The organism is Legionella bononiensis, from assembly GCF_016786215.1.
Lineage (GTDB): Bacteria > Pseudomonadota > Gammaproteobacteria > Legionellales > Legionellaceae > Legionella > Legionella bononiensis.
The window spans coordinates 1-19,051 of sequence record NZ_JADOBG010000017.1 but is presented as its reverse complement, the minus strand read 5'-3'; the positions used below and the strand labels follow the sequence as shown (position 1 = coordinate 19,051).

Sequence of the window (19,051 nt, the reverse complement as noted above, 5' to 3'; positions counted from 1 at the left end):
AATCCCTTATATATGCCTACAATTTAAATTAAGTGTATTATCCCAATACAAATTTCGCCAGAAAATTTTATTTTATTTGAATTGATTGGTTTAAATTCCAAGTTCGGTGATAATAGATAATTAAACCAGAGTTAAGCCAATGCTTGGCCTATACTTTATATAAACCATACATCCAGAGCGACAATGCACTATTTACATGACCTGATTCATTACATCCTTCATATAGACATTTACTTGAATACCTTTGTTTCAACCTATGGATTTTGGACCTATCTGGCATTATTTGCAGTGATTTTCTGTGAAACCGGGTTAGTTGTTACTCCTATCCTTCCAGGAGACTCCCTGTTGTTTGCTGCAGGCAGTATCGCGGCTCAACCGGGGAATCCTTTAAGTTTCATAGTTTTATTAATAGTACTGTTGATTGCGTCCGTTCTGGGCAATCAGGTGAATTTTCTAATTGGCAGATTGTTAGGCCCTCATATCTTTAATTCTAAAAAATCCTGGTTACTCAATAAAAAACATTTACAGGAAACCCATGTGTTTTATGAAAAACATGGAGGGAAAACGCTGATTTTTGCTCGTTTTCTGCCAATTATCCGTACTTTTGCACCGTTCATTGCTGGTATTGGCACTATGGAAATACTGCATTTTACACTTTACAATCTTGTAAGCGCTCTGCTTTGGATTGGTAGTCTTTTAAGCCTTGGCTATTTTTTAGGCTCACTACCCATTGTTAAAGAGAATTTTGCGCTGGTAATCTATGGAGTCATTTTAATTTCAATATTGCCGCCAATCATTACTTTTATGGGTAAAAAAACAGTACTACCCGTTAAAAAATAATGAAACTCTCACATACACAACCCGGGCTCTAACAATTCAAACCCGGGTTAATTGTAACGCTTAAAACATCCGAACAGTTATCTTCTATTCGTAGTACTCAGAGGTGTCACATTTAAAGTAGTGATTAAGGTTTTCAACAGCGTATTAAACTGTTTGGAAGTATTCTGCAGAGAGGCCTTGGGTCTGTCCATCTGCAGTTCATTGAGCAGCATGGTTCTATACGAATGGTCATAAGTATTACCATTTTTACTGTCTTTCAAATAATTAACCAACATTCTCTTCGCATCAGTATAATTGCCTACGTTGGCAAACTCTTCATTGAACTGACGTGCTCGTGCTCGACCGGCACTACCATGTCGATGAAAGAACGAAAAATAACAATTTTTTTCACTGTATTCTGTATAGGCTATTGTGGCATTAGCGATACATTGTTTTAAACGAACTAATTTGTTTTCATCACTTTCTTCTGGTTTTAAAGCAGATGAACTCTCTCTCTTTTTTATAGATTGTACAGGATGATGCGCTTTTTCAGATCCAGAGGAACTGCTTGACTCTGGACGAGAGGGAGTATCGGTTACTACTGGTGGAACGGAAGGTACAACAGATTGTGGACTAGGTGAAACCGTAGCTGGACTTTGATCAGGATTCACGGCATTAAACCCTTTATCAGTGATTGCTTCATGTCGTAATTGTTCCGATTTCAATTTCGGCGAAACGTTGGCAAGTTCCGTGTTCGCTTTCTTGGCGCTTGTAACTTCAGTCACCCAATGAGCATTATTCTGATTCCTTAGGGTAATTGTATGACGCTCCGGTACATCATGAAACTCTTGAATTGGATGAGCGTTTTCATAAATATGAAGATTAACCTCAAAGGCTCTTGCCAAATAATCCAGATCCAAATGAGTTCCCCAATACGCTTGCTGGGTAATATTACTCATGCAATCAATAATCGGTGAAGTTGAACTGGGAAGTGTATCTTTTGTTATTGAGGTCGGAACAACCTCTTCACCGTACATCAGGGTTAAAAATAATGGTACTAAAGTCAAATGCTCATAATTTTCTAATACCTGTGAACGATCAATATCGGCAAGAACTATTTGAATGATGTCTGAATTGGCAAATTCGTTGTAATGAGGATCGATATCTTGAGGATCATTGTAATACAGCGCGGCAAAATTGATAAAATTACTGTTTGCCACTAATTGAGCATAATCATCTTTAGGATTGGCACAGGCTTCTTTTAATTCATTGAGACGATAATGATAATCGACTAATCTTAAAGTGGTTTGTAATTGATCCAATAATTCATTATTAGGCAAATCCACGTTAAAATTAATAATTGCATCGAATTGATCTCGCAAGGACTCATCATAGGCAACCAAACGATCAAACATGAGTTTGCTTTTATAACTGTTTTCTTCCTGAATAATATTAATTAATCCAATCGCGAAGGCATAAAAAGCACAATCTCCAGCACCGGGATTATCAACTTCTTCTGAGTGGAGTTGAACGTCCTCGACGTTCTCTTGATCATCCAAAGTCAATTGCAGTTCACTTGGTGCATCAACGGGTTTTACTCCTTGAAAGGCCTCCAATGAAGTCATGCCTAATTTTTGTGAACCGAATTGAATCACCCTTTCATAGTCAGATTCGTTGCACAATACATTCCAATGCTGCTCTTTGTTTTGTAATCTGATTTGAATAAGTTCATCAGAAGGATGTTCCAAGCCATTTTCGATCAACTGTAAAGATAAAGCATCAGTCATCCCTTTTAATTCTGGGCAGCTGTAACCTCTTTGAAAGGCATTGGGATCTGCCATGATTAATTGCTTCAATAAATCCAAATAAAAACCAGCCTTCTGGCTTACCAAACTTTTAATGGTGCTAAAATCCTGAGTTTGATCCCAATCCCTAATTAATGGAATAAGTTCTTTAATCAGTGTCTGCTTGTCTTTTAAATTCAAATTATCTATTTTAGAACATTTACTATAATCCATATAATGAGGTGCGACTTGACCAACAATAGATTCTTTATTATCTCGAATAAAATTGGTCAGTTCATTTAAAACGTCATGTTCCAGTTTTTCCTGATATTGTTGATTTAATTTGAACAGGACCGGGGCTAATATAAGTTCCCAATCTCTGGAGTTATTATAGTAGCTCAGCCATTTTTTTAAATTATCCCAGGTTTGGGGTCTAAATTGAGGATGATGTCGAGCAAAGTCGTGCAGGAATCGTTGATATCCAGGCGTGTCTTTTTTAACGTCCAATCGACCGCTTATTATTTCAACACCCAGCCCTATTGCCAGAGCATTAAATAAACAGGCTCCATCACCCGTAGCCTCAATTACTTTACTCATAAACTACCCCAAGAAATGCTCTAAAACCCAATTACATGGCTATATATTATCCTCCAAGATCATAAAATAGTCAATGAATCGGTGTATGAGCAAACCTCAAACAGCTCGTATAAAATTGATGATCCATTGAGCAATCAGGGCGTCGTCTTCATGTAACTCCAATGATTTAATTCCTTGGGCAAATTGGTGCTGATCAACAGCATCTTCTCGAGAAATCATCAAGTCGCGCGAATAGTCTTTAGTGAACTCGGGATGGCCTTGAATTGAAAAAAAATGGGTTCCGATTTGCATCAGATAATTTGGGCAAAAATCGCTTCCAGCCAGAACCTGAGCTCCCTGAGGTAACGCCACGACCTGATCTTGATGACTGACCAGGATATTAAATTCATTTTTAAACGGGTTCATCCAATCTTTTTGTTGCACAATTTGATTTTGAGACATACCAACTCCCCAGCCTTTGGGTGATTTGATTACTTTCCCTCCCAAGGCTTTGGCAATCAGCTGATGACCAAAACAAATGCCAATAACCTTCTTTTGAGCTGCATGCACAGTACGAATGAATTCTTCAAGTTGAGCTATCCATGGATATCCATCATTCACACCATGACGACTGCCGGTAATAAGATAAGCATCCACTGCATGAATATCAGAGGGCAGCACTTCATTCTCTGCATCAAAAACTATAAATTCAATATTGGGATCTACAGGACGCAAAAGATTGGCAAACATCTCTGGATACTGTCCATGCCGTTCAACAAAGACATCACTCACCCTGTCACATTTAAGAATACCTATTTTCATTACGCTCCCTTAGCTTCTTCCAGAATAGCCCTATATTGTTCCTGATCAAACAGAATGGGATTGGAACCAGCAGCCGCATCTTCTGTAGCCATTCGTGCTACACGATCCAATTGAGCGTCATCGATACCTATCTGAGATAGAGTGTGTTCAATTCCCAACTCCAACCGCATTTGAAAAATCCAGTCCATAAACCCGTCGAACCCATTCGCTATAGACAAATAATTGGCCATACGAATTATTTTACCCTCAATGGCTGGACGATTGGCCATCAAAACATAAGGCATCAGGATGGCATTAAGTCGTCCGTGATGAGCGTCATATAATGCGCCTAAAGGATGAGCAAGCGCATGCATGGCACCCAAACCTCTTTGAAACGCGGTAGCACCCATCGCAGAAGCCACTAACATATTCGTTCTAGCTTCCAAATCATTGCCATTTTGATACGCTCTTATCAAATATTCCTTGATTAAGCGCACCCCTTCCATAGCAATTCCTTCAGCCATGGGATGATAATAAGTGGCACAATACGCTTCGAGACAATGTGATAAAGCGTCCATCCCTGTAGCCGCTGTAAGGGATGGAGGTAAACCCAGGGTTAACTCAGGATCCATAATGACAATCTCTGGCAGCATGCCAGGATGAAAGATAATCTTTTTAATCTGTTGTTCTGTATCGGTTATAACTGATGCTCGTCCTACCTCTGAGCCAGTTCCCGCAGTCGTAGGTACGGCAACAACAGGAGCCATGGTAGAAACCTGAACACGCTTCCAATTATCACCCACATCTTCAAAATCCCAGAGTGGCCGATTTTGACCAACCATTAAGGCAATTGCCTTGGCCGCATCAAGACCTGAACCACCACCCAATGCAATGACTCCATCATGCTGACCTAAGTGGTATGCATTAACCCCAGCCATAACCTGTTCGCCAGTTGGATTTGCTTTAATCTGACTAAAAACACCAACATGCAAATCAGCAGCGCGACATATTTGCATGATGTTCGCTACCATTAATGTGGCAGCAAGACCCGGATCTGTAACCAATAATGGCGCGTTCATGCCTAATTCTTTACAAGCGCTGGCCAGCTCCTGAATTCGCCCAGGACCAACACGAACCCGGGTTGGATAATTCCAGTTAGCGGTTAACGATTGATTATTCATAAAAATGGATTCCTTGTTACTTTTAAATACTGGTTTTTATATGAAAGGATTTAGGACGAGTCATATGCTCATAACCTACAGCTGACAAGGTGCATCCTCGCCCGGAATTCTTCACTCCAGTCCAGGCTAAAGCGGGATCCAGGTAGTCGCAGCGATTGATGAAAAAAGTACCTGTATGTAATTGTTCACCTATGTGAATTCCCTGTTTAATATCCGTGGTGAATACTGCCGCTGTTAAGCCAAAAGAACTGTCATTCATTAAACGTATTGCTTCTTCATCATTCTTAACGGACATTATCCCTACTGCAGGACCGAAAGTCTCCTCTGTCATAATACGCATACTGTGGTTCACCTGAGTCAAAATCTGCGGCGCCATATAGGGTGTTCCGGGTTTATCCATTTTAAAATCAGCGCTGTTAACATGAGCCACGGCGCCTTGCTCTATAGCTTCCTGAATTTGATTGCGTACAAAATCAGCCGCTTCAGCACGAACCAGAGGACCTAAGGTCGTTGCCGGATCATCAGAGCGCCCTAATTGGTATTGATTCACCAGATGTACTGCTTTATTGACGAATTCTTCATAGACGTCTTGATGCACATAAATACGCTCTATACCGCAACAGGATTGACCTGAGTTAAAAAATGCCCCATCTATCGCAGTTTCCACTGCATGATCCAGATTCGCGTCAGCACGAATGTATGCAGGATCTTTGCCTCCTAATTCAAGGCCCACGTTAATGAAGCGACCAGCGACCGCACGCTCCACCATTTCACCGCCGGCTACGGAACCAGTAAAGGCAATTGAATGTATCAGCTCGGATTGAATTAAATGTTCTGTATCAGAATGAGTAAGATGCAAAAATTGAAATACTCCTTGTGGCAGACGAGCTTTTTTAAATGCGTCATCAAAACGCTCTGCTACTAAGGGTGTTTGCGCGGAATGTTTCAAGATCACGGCATTACCCGCCATTATGGCAGGAATGATTGCATTTACCGCGGTGAGAAAAGGATAATTCCAGGGGGCAATGACAAAAACAACGCCTAATGGTTCTCTTTTAATATAACGGATAAAACCTGTTTTTTCAGGTAACTCTATGGGAGCCAGTGCGGATTGCGCAGCAGCAATCATATAACGTGCCCGCTCCTCCAATCCCTTAATTTCTCCTTGAGCGTAACGGATAGGCCGTCCCATTTGCCAGCACAGTTCTTCGGCTATAGCCTCCTTCTCTGCAACCAGCACATCCACAGCGGCATTACAGTACTCTTCACGTTCCGCCAAGGATGAACGACACCATAGTTGTTGTGCTGAATGTGCCTTAATTAAAGCCTGTTCCATGTCCTGTTGATCTGCATAGGATCGTTCAACATAGAGTGAGTTATCTATAGGCGAATAAGTTCTCAAAATTTCAGTCATTTTTAGTCCAATTGTCATTCGATTAAATTACACCTGAATTCGGTTAAATAATTTCAAAATAGCGGTCTAATTCCCAATCCGTTATATGTTTCCTGAATTCACGTTCTTCCCATTCTCTGGTTGCTGCAAAGTGCTCAACAAATTCCCTTCCAAATAACTGGCCTGCTGCATTTGAATAACGCAAATTTTGAGCCGCTTCCCATAATGTTCGAGGTAAAGCCAATTCTTTATTATGGGTCTGTTCATAAGAATTCCCCTTGATTTCAGGTTCTGGTTCCAATTCCTGTTCTATGCCATACAATCCTGAACCAATTGCAGCGGCCAGAGCCAGATATGGATTAGCATCCGCTGAACCTAATCGATATTCAATACGTTGGGATTTATCGCTTCCTGGAATAACCCGTAAGGCTGTAGTTCTGTTCTCTACCCCCCAGGTTGCGTCTGTAGGAGCCCAGAAGCCTGGAATTAATCGCGAATAACTGTTCACAGTGGGTGAAAACATAGCCAATAATTCAGGCATTAATTTTTGTTGGCCTGCGAGAAAATGGCGCTGGGTTCTACTCATAGTGTGAACAGTAGCCGGATCATAAAAAGCCGATTGACCACCTTCTCTGTTCCTTAAGGAGAGATGAATGTGACCACTCTGCCCTGGATAATTAGGAGACCACTTGGCCATAAAGGTTGCCATTTTATTATTGCGTTGGGCAAGAATTTTCATAAATGTTTTAAACAGCGCGGCTTTATCTCCTGCTGCTTCAGCCAAATCTACGGCTATTGCGGCTTCAAGAACTCCAGGGCCTGTTTCCGTATGCAGTCCCTCAATTGAAAAATCCATTCGTTGCGCCATATCGAGTATTTGATGATAAAACTCGGCATGAACTGTATTGCGAATAATTGAATAGCCAAAATTATCCGGAGTAATCGGTTTTAAATTTCGATAGCCTTTGGCACGAACACTTTCAGGTGTCTCATCAAAGACAAAAAATTCATATTCAAGGGCTGCATAAGCATCAAAGCCCATGTCTTCTGCCTTTTTAATAACACGTCTTAATACGGCACGAGGACAAATTGATTCGGCCTGTTGGTCAAACTCTGCCATAAACAACAATTGATTGTCTTCGAAGACGATATCGCGGCAAGTCGATGGGATAATACGAACATGCGCATCAGGATAACCCGTATGCCATCCAGTGTATTGTACGTTATCATACAGTTTGTCTTTTGAGTCCCAGCCTAAAATGACATCACAAAAAGCAAAACCATGTTCCAGAGCGGAAAAAAACTTTTCACGACTCAAATACTTTCCAAGCATTACTCCATCAATATCAAATATCCCTACTTTGACATGAGTCAGTTGTCTTTCTTCAACAATGCGTTTTGCATCTTCAATGGAATGAACTTCTCTAGACTTCAACATGACATATCCTTATGTTTTAAATTGCTTTTTAATTTGAAGGAGAATGATATGTGAGTGTACCTTGTCAAAGATGATTTCGCAAAAATACAACCCACACTTTGAAACACTTTGAGTTCGCGAACAGAATCTAATCTGAACTTAATAAATGGGACAAAATTCCGTTTTGAATCCAGCTTTTTAAAAATGAAGCCGCTCTCATCCCTACTTCATCTACTGCAACCCAATGACACAATCCTTCACAAAGTTCTCCGAATGATAAACCCTGGCGCACCGCGTCTAAAGCCCAGGCCTCCTCTTCAGATAGACTGTAATATTGAATCAGATAGTCCTGTGTTCGCCAAACTACCCATGACACTGCATTAGCGCTTTTATTCCACTCAGGCAAATCCTGATCGTTGATTAGAGTGTGCCAAACAGGAATTGCATTCCAAAAATAATTCAATCGCTGTACTGATGGATGAAGCGTAAACTGCAACCCTGCCCAGGATTCAGCGGGGACATTGCCCATATCCTGAATCCTTAAAACCTGATCATCAGCCGCATCAAACGCCAGAGTCATTTTCCATTCAAAATCGGCAAGCTCAGCCAGATAAGCATAGGGTTTATCGTAGTAATGTTGTACGAAATCGGCTAAAGCATCACCATACCATCTGATGGAGCGATAGGTTGAAGGATGAGCATCGATATAACTGCTGCAGAGTTTATTAAATTCCTCAGTGCCTAAATAAGCATGTAATGCGGGATAACTCGTTGTTAAACTCTCAATCAATCTCAATTTATACGCATCACGATAAATTCCAAGACGAGTATCAATTAAAACTCGTTCCGTTTGTTCAATGGAATTTTTAATATCAGAATGACCTGTTAACAAAAATTTTTGAAATTGACTCTGTAAATTGAGAAGTTCCGTCATGCAGGAACCTCCTCTACTAAGACCTGTTCCACAATGAGCCTGGCATGATCCAGTTCATTTAAAAGTTCATCAAAAGGAGGCATATTATCATCCCGTTCAATCATGGTAGAAACAGGCCCTAATCTTTGAATCGTATCAGCATACAAATCCCAAACGGGTTGAATAACCGGAGCATCATGCGTATCAATGATGTAATCTCCATGATTGGAATGACCTGCTAAATGAATTTGCGCGACACGGTCTGCGGGAACAGAATGTATATAATCCAGAGGGTTAAATTGATGATTCACTGAACTGACATAAATATTGTTTACGTCCAATAAAATATAACAACCCGATTTTTTAACTATTTCAGATAAAAATGCCCATTCGGTCATTTCAGATTGCTTGAATGTAAGATAACTGGAGACGTTTTCTATTAATATGGCTCGTCCCAAAAACTCTTGTATTTGCTGAATTCGAGAAACAATATGATTTATTGCCTCATCCGTATAAGGAACAGGGAGCAAATCATGTACATTAAGGTTATCGACTCCAGTCCAACACAAATGATCCGAGATCCAGACAGGTTCAATACGATTTGCCAGATTTTTTAATTGATGCAGATAGTCCATATCAAGCACGTCACTGCTTCCCAAAGACAGAGAGACGCCATGCATTACTATAGAATAATCTTGGCGTATTTTATCAAGATAATACAAAGGCTTACCACCGGGAACCAAGTAATTTTCAGTTAATATTTCGAACCAATCCAAATCAGGTTTACGAGATAAGATTTCTTCATAATAATTGGGACGTAACCCTAATCCAAACCCCAGGAAAGGCATTTTGGGAATGTTGATAAGTTCTGATAATTCCATATATTCCCTTTAGAATGGGTAAAACCAGGCATGGGTGACATGCCTGGAGTAAATCCTGCTGCGATACCTGACTTATTGAGCTACAGTGCCGCCAGCTTTATCACAATCTTCTTTAGTCATTTGAACAACGCCTTTTCCTTTGCAAGAATTTTGACCTTTGCATGCGTTGTCAGCGGTTTTGCAAGCGCTTTGACCTTTACATGCGTTGCCGCCTTGGCATTGAACCATAGGTGCTGTAGTAGTTTCTACCGCGAAAGCAGGAGCTAAAGCAAACATAGAAGCAGCACCTACTGCCAAAGCAGCACCAGTTAATTGTAATTTGTTCATTAAAGTTCCCTTTATATATTAAGTTAAGATGATTTAAGATGAGCATAAAAAAAATTTTTGCCCACATCATTCTAGAGAGTGAACTTCAAAATTGTCAAGCCATCATTAAAATGACTCTCCAAAAGGACCATGAAATGAATGTAAAAAAAACAATAAAACCGAGCCGCGACCGTAAGGAAGCGGAACAGTTAAACGACTTCAGAGATCACCCCGTTTAACACCCAAATACGGCCATTCATCTAAATGAATCACCTAATTGAAACCCAACCTCTGACATCAGCGGAAGGCCAAAATATGCCAAATATGTTTACATTTCGACCTAAGATAACTATAATTCGCACCTACTATTTTTACTCTGAGATCTCATGCCTTTACCACACCTTCTAATCAACAACCAAAAAATTGCTATTTTCAAACATTTTGATTATTTCTATGGTTCTTTAATCAACACTACTCCTCTGGGTACATTCCGAGTACCCCAAACCGTTCAAATTCATAACGAGGTTTTAATTTTTAATTGGAACTCCTCAGAACAAGCCTATCACGCGCAAAAAATACTGCATTTAAAGAACAAACTAAGTGCCAGCGATCCAAGACAAAATCTGTTAACCAACGCCTTATGGTCCATTCATAATTTTTCAGGAAAGACCAGTTTTTTACCTGATGATTATAAAAATATCGTTGACGAATTAACCCAAAATTATCCCACTTATTTTGGACCGAATAAAAAAGAATTTGATCGACTCTGTGATGCAAATTTTCATGTACTACACAACCCAGCAGGAGGCAGTAATCCAGTCACAAAAGAACCATACACTCTCGAATTTATGAGAACGGTTATTCGTCTTAAACTGGATGCGAACCCCAACCTAAAACAAATGGCAATGCAATTGGCCGTTGAAGGAGTTTTACCTATAGAAGTCAGTCGCCATGACTACAATTGGGCATCAGGTCCTGACGGTTCAGGTTTGAATATGCTCGGCATATTAATACTGGAAGAAGGCAATCGATTGCTTGCGGAAATTGGCTACTTACCGACGATAGCGGATCCACGCTTAGCCTATTCTGCATTACAAAAATCGCATCGTCATCAATTAACCCATGACGTCCTGGAACCGCAACAAAATCAACTCTCTGATGCTCATTTTGCCCCTCAAATAAGGCAAGACCAAGTACCCGCCTCGAAACACTCTGGATACTGGGTTTGTAGCCAGGGGCAAAATCGAGCAGCATACATTTTAGAAGGTGCAGTTTTTTTCGGTATTTTTAGAAAAAACAAACAATCTGAATGGCGAAAAGCGGATAATGTGAACGGGTTTGCAGATTTAAGATATAATGCCTTAATAACCAATCAAGCATTCACGTCCATGTCACAACTTGACTGGATTTACAATAACGCAAATCCTGCATTAGCCACTAAAGCGGCTTTATTCCAAAATGGAAAGGCACTTGTTGGAATTTTTAAACGAAATGGAGCCCAATCCGATTGGGAACAAAGTGGTGATTTGAGCCAATTTTCAGCACTTCAACCTAAGAGGCCTGTTCCAAATATCTCACGACGAACAGATATTCCGTCCACCAATTTAAAACCTTCCAATGACATGAAAAACATCAATAGACTGATCAATAGATTGAATCTTAACTTTTATGATCACCAGCAAATGAATTTCTGGCAGAGCAAAGTAACTTCTGGAGGAACCTTTTACAAAGGCTATACCCTTCCGCACAGCATTGCCAAAGTTCTAAAAGAAATTGATAAATTAAATAATTCCCACGTCTCCTATACAGATTTTAAAACAATGATAGAGACCAGTTTAAAACAAAGCAGTGGTTCATTATCATCTCAACTAGGACTAGCAGGCTTTTTTCGATCAACTCATGTTTCTGAATTAAGAAAAATGGCCCGAGAAGGAACTATTGAATCATTCAACCCGACTTTAAACAGATAACGCATCCAACACTCAATGCAATATTCTGAAGAATGCTGCCGCAGGTACTATAATGTGCTGCGGCACAAAGACTAATGTGCTCCGTACCAAACTACCATTTACCTCAACTCACCCTAACCATAATCCAGGTTATCAACCCCGTCATTAAGACCATGAGCCAACTCAATAAATTAAGAGGGACAAGATCCAGAATTACCGCAGTCGTTGGCAATTGAATAAAAAGGACGGTGCATAAAGCAATAATATAAATTATTATTCGTTTTCCCCTAATACTCAGTCCATTCAAAGCAATGGTTATCGCGATACTGATTGAGCTGAGCATTGCCAGAATTAACGCTCTGGCATAATTGTCTGTATATCCCATCTTCAGGGATAATATAAAGGTCATGGTGATAATAATCGTGGTCACAAATCCCGTGAATATTATTTTTTGCCAATCGCGAGGACTAAAGAAATTATAATTTTTATTGCGCTCTATAGGTCCAAGTTCGTTATCTTCAGGTATGTCCTGAAATAACAACAAAGCAGTTGGATGAATAATCAACTCTAAAAAAACAATATGAATGGGATAAAAAGGTAATGGATACCCCATCAAAGGGATCAAGGCTGCTGAAAGTATAAATGGAAAATGAACCATCACTAAATAATTAAAAGCGCACCTGATGTTTTTAAATAATTGTCGCCCTTCAGAAATGGCATTCACAATACTGTCAAAATTATCATCCAACAAAACTATATCAGAAACTTCTCGAGCACTTTGAGACCCTCTCTCCCCCATGGCAATTCCTATATTTCCAGCTTTCAGTGCTGGAACATCATTGACTCCATCACCAGTCACCGCAACCAGCTCTCCCTGACTTTGCAAGGCCTTGACTACATCCAATTTTTGAATGGGAATGGCTCTGGCGATTACATCAATATCCAGTAAATTTTTATTCGCCCTCTCTCCGATATATTCATTCAACTCTTCTGCAAGAATAACTTTCGGGTTACCAGCACCTAACCCTATCTGCCGGGCAATAGCTTGAGCAGTCGCAGGATGATCCCCTGTTATCATCAATACATGAATATGTGAGCCCTGACATTCCGCGATTGCTTCAACGACTCCCGGACGAACCGGATCCGAAAACGCAAGTAATCCCATCCATTCATAATACTGTTTGGGCTCACTTAAATCAGTATCCTCAGCCATCTCGATTTTGGCACACGCTATAACCTTAAACCGGAGTGCTGCCAGCTCCTTTACCTTATCCATCCACTCTGATTTTTCCTGAGGATTCAAGGTGGATAGCGTCATAATCGTTTCAGGAGCACCTTTAGTAACAATCAACCATTTAGAATCTTTAGCTATCACCGAAGTTTCTCGTTTTCTGTCCTCGGTAAAGGGATAAGTCCTTAATCTTGGTTCAAGATTAAGCTGAGCATTGTCTACTTCATCCATGATCGCTAAATCAAGAAGATCATAACTGTCTTCACGGGAGGCAATGGCAGCTAAATACAACAGTGTTTTAGCATCTGTACTTGCAGCGGGGAACAATTGGGCGATTTTAAAGTGCCCTTCAGTAATTGTTCCGGTTTTATCAGAACAAATCACGGTAATACGGCCTAAATTCTCAACAGAAACTGCTCGTCGTACCAATGCTTTTTTTCGTGCTAAACGATATACACCGACACCAAGGTAACAAGTCAGCACTATAGGAAACTCATCTGGTAATGCAGCTACTGCAAGTGTTGCTGCGCTCAAGATAGCGTCAACTAACCCAAATCCCTGGACAATACGAACTGCTGCTAATAACACACACAAAAAACCAGCTACCAATATCAGATTAAAAACCAGTTTTCTGAGTGCCGCCTGTAATGGAGTTTTCTCTTTCGCAGTCGCTAAAGCAGAATGAACGATTTGTCCATAAAGTGTTTCTTTTCCTGTAAAAACAACTCTTAAAAGACCGTGTCCAGTCAGAATTTTAGTTCCGGCAAATCCCCAATAACGGGATTCAACAGGCCTTTCCTTATAAGTTAATTGCAGTGATAATCCAGAGCTTTTAGTCACCGGAATTGATTCACCAGTTAATGAGGATTCCTCTATTTGTACCTTATCTGCAGCGAGAATTAACCCATCCGCTGGTATTGGCTCCCCAGCCTGAATAAGCACCAGGTCTCCGGGTACTAATTCAATAGCAGGTATACGGATTTCTTTTCCAGAACGAACTACTCTCGCTGATGTCGCCAAATTTCCAATCAGGCTTTGAGTCGATGATTGAGTTCGCCAATGTAAAAAAGCGTCCATTCCAATCAATGGAATAATGGCTAAAGCCAGAATGATTGCTTCACGATTATTACCCAAACAGGCAAACAGTATGCTGGTAATTAACAAAAACCAAATCATGGGATCAGTCATGGTATTGATGATTAATTCATACCAGACATTTACTTTTATGCCAGCAATATCATTAAGTCCATATTGATTTCGGCGTCTTATCACATCCGCATTATCAAGACTCCACTCAGTAGAGGTAGAGTCTTTTATTCGCGACCAGGCAATCTTGCGACGCATTTATTATCCCTAGCGTTAACTGAGCTCCACCTTTTGCAAATAAGTTGGCAGCTCACAAGTCCACTTAAATGTGTTTTCAATATGCTCTTTCAATGCCTGGGAAGCCGATGGTTCACCATGAGTGATAAACACTTTTTTAGGCGCTTTTTCGAAATGGCTTAACCAGGCTAAAATTTCCTCATAATCCGCATGTGCAGAAGCATTGGTTAATACTTCCAATTGGGCATTAACAGGATATTGATCGCCATGAATTTTGACTGTAGGCTCATGTCTTAACATTCTATCACCCCGGGTACCTGATGCCTGGAATCCGGTCATCAAAATGGTATTTAGGGGATTGGTCACATACACTTTCAAATGATGAAGCACTCTGCCACCAGTCATCATTCCACTGGCGGAAATAATGATTTTAGGTTCGTGATCCCGGTCAATAGCCATGGAATCCTCTGAAGTCTGGACGTAATTCGCCACATGACACACAGCACGGCATAACTCAGGGCTAAGCTTGTGTTCATTGCTGTTTTTCAACAGCAGCTCCGTCGCGTCAATGGCCATAGGGCTATCCAGATATACAGGGATATCCGGAATTAATTTATTCTGTTTTAAAAGATAAATATAGTAGAGAATCGATTGAGATCGCCCTACCGCAAATGCGGGTATTAATACAGTGCCACCTCGATTGTATGTTGTATTAATGATATTGGCGATAACTTTAAGAGGATCTGATTTATCATGCAGTCTATCACCATAAGTCGACTCCAAAATTAAATAATCCGCGCTCTTCATGAGTTCTGAAGGTCGCATAATTGGATCGTTTAATCTACCAATATCCCCACTGAACAATACTTTCTTTTGGTTGTATTGAAATTGTATGAATGCCGATCCAAGAATATGACCGGCGCGATGCCAGCTTATTTCAAAATCACCTGGCATGGGATAAGGAGTATCGTACTCGACTTCATCAAAATGCTTTAATGAATTATAGGCATCCTCTTGAGTATACAAGGGTACTGCTGGATTATGTTTACTGTACCCGTATTTATTTGCTCTTCGCGCATCTTCTTCTTGTAAAAAACCACTATCAGGCAAAAGAATGGAGCAAAGCTCTTTTGTAGCCTTGGTCGCATAAATTCGTCCCTTGAAGCCCTGCTTTACCAGTAAAGGAATAAAGCCGCTGTGATCTATATGGGCATGGGTTAAAACAACGGCATCAATCGATTTGGGCGATATTGGAAAAGGAGCCCAGTTTCGTAACCTCAGTTCTTTTAACCCTTGAAACAATCCGCAATCCACCAGGATTTTTTTATCATTTAATTCCATTAGATATTTGGAACCTGTCACCGTACCCGTCGCACCCATAAAGGTCAATTTCATAATAATTCCTTTTTTTATAATGAGTTGATTATAAAGCAGATAAGATCAGTACGAACAGTTATTTGTGATTTTTTATTCCCTATAGAACCTAAGTGGAAATTAAAGCCCCCTTCCTATGATGTCTTAGCGAATCAGTGGTTCTGGCAACACTATGAATATTCACTCATTAACATGGCAAGACAGACTATTCCTTAATGGAACTGTTCTTTAAATTCTCTATCCATTTCTGTCGATTCGCTTTACTCATTTCTGCTTTTTTAATTGTATAATGAAGCACATAGATACCGTTTTTACCTCGAGTAATCTTTTGAATTTCATCTTGTTGCAGATTAACAGGTACTGTCACTTTAAATTCAAAAATCAGCTGATTGGGTTGTTCATTTATAGTGTTAATAGAATACGTAACACCTGTTTTCTTCAGATTGGTAATAAATGTTTTTTTAAATTGGGCAGGAGTCACTCCTTCCGTTCCTGGTATAAACTGTGACGTAACCAGCTCCTTCCATTGATTAATATTATCTCCTGCGGGAATATACTCAACAGTCCACCCGGCATTGCTTTTTTGTCCCCATGCAGGTTTCCATACTCTGTCATCAAAATGAATATTCTGTTGCTCATAAGTCAATATTTGGGGATCAACTGCATCATCATGTAATGCAACAAAACTGCAATACAATTCTCCCTTATAAGTAAGATAGACCACGCATTTTGCGTTATTCTCCTTGGTTACCTTAACGACATTTTCTGGAAGCGCTGAACTTGTTGAATCAGCATAACAATTCATTACTATGAATATACCCAGGAACCAACCAATAACAGGATTCATAATTTCATCACAATTAATTCATTTGAATTAATTGTAGACTCCGAAAATGCACATTGCATAACGAATTAATCAATCAGAATACCTTTTACTTCATTCCAGTTTCCCAGTAATCCCTCTGCAAATAATCGCGGCATAATCTGTTGGCCCAATATAGAAGCATATTGAAACCCACTTTCACCATAATTGGCATCCAACCATACCAATTGATCAATTTCACTTCCAGGAACAGGAATACCTTTTATGTTCACAATATAAGTACGCATTACCAATAGTGCTTCTTCATAAATCGCTTTTGCCTGAAATATTCCATAAGGATAAATAGAAAGTACATCCACATTCAGCTCTTCATACAACTCACGCCTTAATGTCTGTTCATCTGTTTCATCCCCTTCGATTTTGCCACCGGGAACTATGAGTTCCTTGGCTGGTTTTCCACGTTTATGAACGGCTAAAACGCGCTTATAAGAATCAAATATTAAAGCTCCTGCTTTATAAATGGTTGGCAAACTAAGTTGATTCATGTTCCAAAACTCCATAATTAGATGCTGTTAATTTATCCAGAATGGCAATACAAGGATTGCTGATACTCTCAGGTGTACTAAAAACATGCTGGCAAACCTCGCATTGGTGATGTCGATGAGGAATTACCGAATGTTGTCCTTCATCAAAATGGGGATGGTTACAATCAGGGCAATTGAGGCTGAATAAAACATGGCGAAGCTCTGGAATTGCCCTTTGAATCTGCAGCACACGCACCATTTCAATATCCAAAAGCATGTCATCTACCCACACCTCACTGTAGGTATTATCAACCACACGTTTGTTTTCACTGGAATACGCATGAACATGTATGGCACTTTCTTCAGGACGTTTGGCTGTCCAGATAATTGATGGATTTGAGCCCCAAATCTGAAAACCGCCCGGATATCGATCACGATCCAATCTTATTGTTCTGGAGGGACGTATTGAAGGTCTTTGTACCTGAATGTCTCCCAGCCACTCTTTGAACCCAATAATTGGATTGGCAACACACGGTTGAGCAGTTGCAGTTAAACCACCACATTGACTGCAATAATGTTCCATTGATGGACGTACAGCGGACCAGCCTTTATCGAGCAATTCAGCTCCGCACTGATCACAGTCAATGCTGACTATGGCAAAATCAAAAATAGAACTCATGGTATAACTCACGGCACTATCTTCGGTGAGCAGCATGCTTTTTCCTTGCCATATCACTTCGATTTCAGAAAACGATTTATCAATTACTTTTTTACCAATCTCAGCTAATCGGGCATGAATATGGACTCCTCGATCAAAGGATTGATCATGACTGTCAAACACAGCAGGCAAAGCCCCCCAGGCAGCAACACCTCCTGGAAAATCGGATAGTTCTATAGCGACAGAAGGTTTATTCAGATAGGGGTTAAAATCAGACATAGAGACACCTTAATAAAAAGAAATTAAAGTATCCCTCGTCCTGAAAACAGGATTGTCGTCACAACTCGGGAGGAATCGAGAATAGTTGTAATCACCTGTTTCTGCAGCAGAAAATATAGTACCGAACAATTAATTTATATGTCAATATAAGAATGATTGGAGCTTCATCGCTGGATAGATGAATACTCTAAATACCCAGAACTATTCCACATCAATTTTATAAGGAGATTGTTATGAACGGTTGCAAACTAAGCCCGGTTGGACTAGGCCTGTCTTTAGGTGTTCTTTGGGGAGTATCTATGTTATTCCTGGGGTTATCTGCTTATTATTACAGTTATGGCAAACCCTTTGTTGAAGCGGTAGCCTCATTATATTTAGGCTATGAACCTTCCATAAAAGGCAGCATTATCGGCGGTATCTGTGGATTTATTAATGCCTTCATTACCGGTTTTCTAATTGCCTGGCTGTACAATAAATTCAGTTGTTGTAAATGCAGCTGTTGCGGTATAAAAAACAAAGAAGAAACAAAGGCTTAATGAATCTATAAGTCACTTTACAATAACCGCGGGAATTTCGTCATCCTGAACGCAATGAGGGATCTCCAAGTGCAGACACAGTGCCACGCCAAGGAGATCCCTCATTGCATTCGGGATGACGTTACCATTTCCAACTACAAGAATTTCGTCATCCTGAACGCAGTGAAGGATCTCCAAGCTCAGGCACAATGCCACGCCAAGGAGATCCCTCATTGCATTCGGGATGACGTTACCATTTCCAACTACAAGAATTTCGTCATCCTGAACGCAGTGAAGGATCTCC

At 40.2% G+C, this 19,051-nt stretch carries 18 protein-coding genes; 4 read left to right on the top strand and 14 right to left on the bottom strand.

Features of this window, described 5'->3' with window-relative positions; all coding sequences use genetic code 11:
- The first annotated feature begins 183 nt into the window (after positions 1 to 183).
- Positions 184 to 840: a DedA family protein gene (locus IZU94_RS10940; RefSeq protein WP_203110586.1), complete on the top strand. Its 657-nt coding sequence runs from the start codon at positions 184 to 186 to the stop codon at positions 838 to 840.
- Between the two features lie 77 nt (positions 841 to 917).
- Here the strand turns inward: IZU94_RS10940 and IZU94_RS10935 are convergent, their stop codons facing one another.
- The 8 genes from IZU94_RS10935 to bufA2 all read right to left on the bottom strand — a co-directional run bounded on the left by IZU94_RS10935 (position 918) and on the right by bufA2 (position 10,092).
- Entirely contained in the window at positions 918 to 3,200 is a 2,283-nt protein-coding gene (locus IZU94_RS10935; protein ID WP_203110585.1) for a hypothetical protein, read from the bottom strand.
- Between the two features lie 96 nt (positions 3,201 to 3,296).
- Positions 3,297 to 4,001, bottom strand: a complete 705-nt coding sequence (locus tag IZU94_RS10930; RefSeq protein ID WP_203110584.1) for a glutamine amidotransferase-related protein — start codon at positions 3,999 to 4,001, stop codon at positions 3,297 to 3,299.
- Positions 4,001 to 5,161: an iron-containing alcohol dehydrogenase gene (locus IZU94_RS10925; protein ID WP_203110583.1), complete on the bottom strand. Its 1,161-nt coding sequence runs from the start codon at positions 5,159 to 5,161 to the stop codon at positions 4,001 to 4,003. The genes IZU94_RS10930 and IZU94_RS10925 overlap by 1 nt, the downstream gene beginning before the upstream one ends.
- Positions 5,162 to 5,183: 22 nt before the next feature.
- Positions 5,184 to 6,575 carry an aldehyde dehydrogenase family protein gene (locus tag IZU94_RS10920; RefSeq protein ID WP_203110582.1) on the bottom strand — a complete coding sequence of 464 codons (1,392 nt, stop codon included), beginning with the start codon at positions 6,573 to 6,575 and terminating at the stop codon, positions 5,184 to 5,186.
- Between the two features lie 43 nt (positions 6,576 to 6,618).
- Positions 6,619 to 7,992, bottom strand: coding sequence for a glutamine synthetase family protein (locus IZU94_RS10915; protein ID WP_203110580.1), 1,374 nt, complete (start codon positions 7,990 to 7,992; stop codon positions 6,619 to 6,621).
- A 127-nt stretch (positions 7,993 to 8,119) separates the two neighbouring features.
- Entirely contained in the window at positions 8,120 to 8,905 is a 786-nt protein-coding gene (locus tag IZU94_RS10910; RefSeq protein WP_203110578.1) for an HvfC/BufC N-terminal domain-containing protein, read from the bottom strand.
- Positions 8,902 to 9,765, bottom strand: coding sequence for an MNIO family bufferin maturase (bufB, locus tag IZU94_RS10905; RefSeq protein WP_203110576.1), 864 nt, complete (start codon positions 9,763 to 9,765; stop codon positions 8,902 to 8,904). The genes IZU94_RS10910 and bufB overlap by 4 nt, the downstream gene beginning before the upstream one ends.
- Positions 9,766 to 9,837: 72 nt before the next feature.
- Positions 9,838 to 10,092, bottom strand: a complete 255-nt coding sequence (bufA2, locus tag IZU94_RS10900) for a BufA2 family periplasmic bufferin-type metallophore (protein ID WP_203110574.1) — start codon at positions 10,090 to 10,092, stop codon at positions 9,838 to 9,840.
- A gap of 38 nt (positions 10,093 to 10,130) precedes the next feature.
- Between bufA2 and IZU94_RS10895 the strand changes: the two genes are divergently transcribed.
- Positions 10,131 to 10,310 carry a hypothetical protein gene (locus tag IZU94_RS10895; RefSeq protein ID WP_203110572.1) on the top strand — a complete coding sequence of 60 codons (180 nt, stop codon included), beginning with the start codon at positions 10,131 to 10,133 and terminating at the stop codon, positions 10,308 to 10,310.
- A gap of 147 nt (positions 10,311 to 10,457) precedes the next feature.
- Positions 10,458 to 12,041, top strand: a complete 1,584-nt coding sequence (locus IZU94_RS10890) for a hypothetical protein (RefSeq protein WP_203110570.1) — start codon at positions 10,458 to 10,460, stop codon at positions 12,039 to 12,041.
- A gap of 103 nt (positions 12,042 to 12,144) precedes the next feature.
- Here the strand turns inward: IZU94_RS10890 and IZU94_RS10885 are convergent, their stop codons facing one another.
- The 5 genes from IZU94_RS10885 to IZU94_RS10865 all read right to left on the bottom strand — a co-directional run bounded on the left by IZU94_RS10885 (position 12,145) and on the right by IZU94_RS10865 (position 18,232).
- Positions 12,145 to 14,595 carry a cation-translocating P-type ATPase gene (locus IZU94_RS10885; protein ID WP_203110568.1) on the bottom strand — a complete coding sequence of 817 codons (2,451 nt, stop codon included), beginning with the start codon at positions 14,593 to 14,595 and terminating at the stop codon, positions 12,145 to 12,147.
- A 15-nt stretch (positions 14,596 to 14,610) separates the two neighbouring features.
- Positions 14,611 to 15,969: an MBL fold metallo-hydrolase RNA specificity domain-containing protein gene (locus tag IZU94_RS10880; RefSeq protein ID WP_203110566.1), complete on the bottom strand. Its 1,359-nt coding sequence runs from the start codon at positions 15,967 to 15,969 to the stop codon at positions 14,611 to 14,613.
- A 184-nt stretch (positions 15,970 to 16,153) separates the two neighbouring features.
- The gene (locus tag IZU94_RS10875; RefSeq protein WP_203110564.1) at positions 16,154 to 16,795 is read right to left on the bottom strand and encodes an HI_0983 family protein; all 642 of its coding nucleotides are present in this window, start codon (positions 16,793 to 16,795) and stop codon (positions 16,154 to 16,156) included.
- A 65-nt stretch (positions 16,796 to 16,860) separates the two neighbouring features.
- A complete protein-coding gene (locus IZU94_RS10870; RefSeq protein WP_203110563.1) occupies positions 16,861 to 17,316 on the bottom strand; it encodes an NUDIX hydrolase in 456 nt (151 codons plus the stop codon).
- Entirely contained in the window at positions 17,303 to 18,232 is a 930-nt protein-coding gene (locus IZU94_RS10865) for a hypothetical protein (RefSeq protein WP_238400412.1), read from the bottom strand. Before IZU94_RS10865 ends, IZU94_RS10870 begins: the two co-directional genes overlap by 14 nt.
- Before the next feature lie 233 nt (positions 18,233 to 18,465).
- On the opposite strand from IZU94_RS10865, the gene IZU94_RS10860 reads away from it, so the two are divergent.
- Positions 18,466 to 18,768, top strand: a complete 303-nt coding sequence (locus IZU94_RS10860) for a bacteriophage holin (protein ID WP_203110562.1) — start codon at positions 18,466 to 18,468, stop codon at positions 18,766 to 18,768.
- A 12-nt stretch (positions 18,769 to 18,780) separates the two neighbouring features.
- On the opposite strand, the gene IZU94_RS10855 is transcribed toward IZU94_RS10860, so the two are convergent.
- The coding region (locus IZU94_RS10855) for a hypothetical protein (protein ID WP_238400700.1) at positions 18,781 to 19,051 on the bottom strand (271 nt) is incomplete at its 5' end.

Coding starts and splice junctions, on each gene's coding strand:
- IZU94_RS10940 (WP_203110586.1), top strand. CDS start 184: ATGCACTATTTACATGACCTGATTCATTACATCCTTCATATAGACATT.
- IZU94_RS10935 (WP_203110585.1), bottom strand. CDS start 3,200: ATGAGTAAAGTAATTGAGGCTACGGGTGATGGAGCCTGTTTATTTAAT.
- IZU94_RS10930 (WP_203110584.1), bottom strand. CDS start 4,001: ATGAAAATAGGTATTCTTAAATGTGACAGGGTGAGTGATGTCTTTGTT.
- IZU94_RS10925 (WP_203110583.1), bottom strand. CDS start 5,161: ATGAATAATCAATCGTTAACCGCTAACTGGAATTATCCAACCCGGGTT.
- IZU94_RS10920 (WP_203110582.1), bottom strand. CDS start 6,575: ATGACTGAAATTTTGAGAACTTATTCGCCTATAGATAACTCACTCTAT.
- IZU94_RS10915 (WP_203110580.1), bottom strand. CDS start 7,992: ATGTTGAAGTCTAGAGAAGTTCATTCCATTGAAGATGCAAAACGCATT.
- IZU94_RS10910 (WP_203110578.1), bottom strand. CDS start 8,905: ATGACGGAACTTCTCAATTTACAGAGTCAATTTCAAAAATTTTTGTTA.
- bufB (WP_203110576.1), bottom strand. CDS start 9,765: ATGGAATTATCAGAACTTATCAACATTCCCAAAATGCCTTTCCTGGGG.
- bufA2 (WP_203110574.1), bottom strand. CDS start 10,092: ATGAACAAATTACAATTAACTGGTGCTGCTTTGGCAGTAGGTGCTGCT.
- IZU94_RS10895 (WP_203110572.1), top strand. CDS start 10,131: ATGAGCATAAAAAAAATTTTTGCCCACATCATTCTAGAGAGTGAACTT.
- IZU94_RS10890 (WP_203110570.1), top strand. CDS start 10,458: ATGCCTTTACCACACCTTCTAATCAACAACCAAAAAATTGCTATTTTC.
- IZU94_RS10885 (WP_203110568.1), bottom strand. CDS start 14,595: ATGCGTCGCAAGATTGCCTGGTCGCGAATAAAAGACTCTACCTCTACT.
- IZU94_RS10880 (WP_203110566.1), bottom strand. CDS start 15,969: ATGAAATTGACCTTTATGGGTGCGACGGGTACGGTGACAGGTTCCAAA.
- IZU94_RS10875 (WP_203110564.1), bottom strand. CDS start 16,795: ATGAATCCTGTTATTGGTTGGTTCCTGGGTATATTCATAGTAATGAAT.
- IZU94_RS10870 (WP_203110563.1), bottom strand. CDS start 17,316: ATGAATCAACTTAGTTTGCCAACCATTTATAAAGCAGGAGCTTTAATA.
- IZU94_RS10865 (WP_238400412.1), bottom strand. CDS start 18,232: ATGTCTGATTTTAACCCCTATCTGAATAAACCTTCTGTCGCTATAGAA.
- IZU94_RS10860 (WP_203110562.1), top strand. CDS start 18,466: ATGAACGGTTGCAAACTAAGCCCGGTTGGACTAGGCCTGTCTTTAGGT.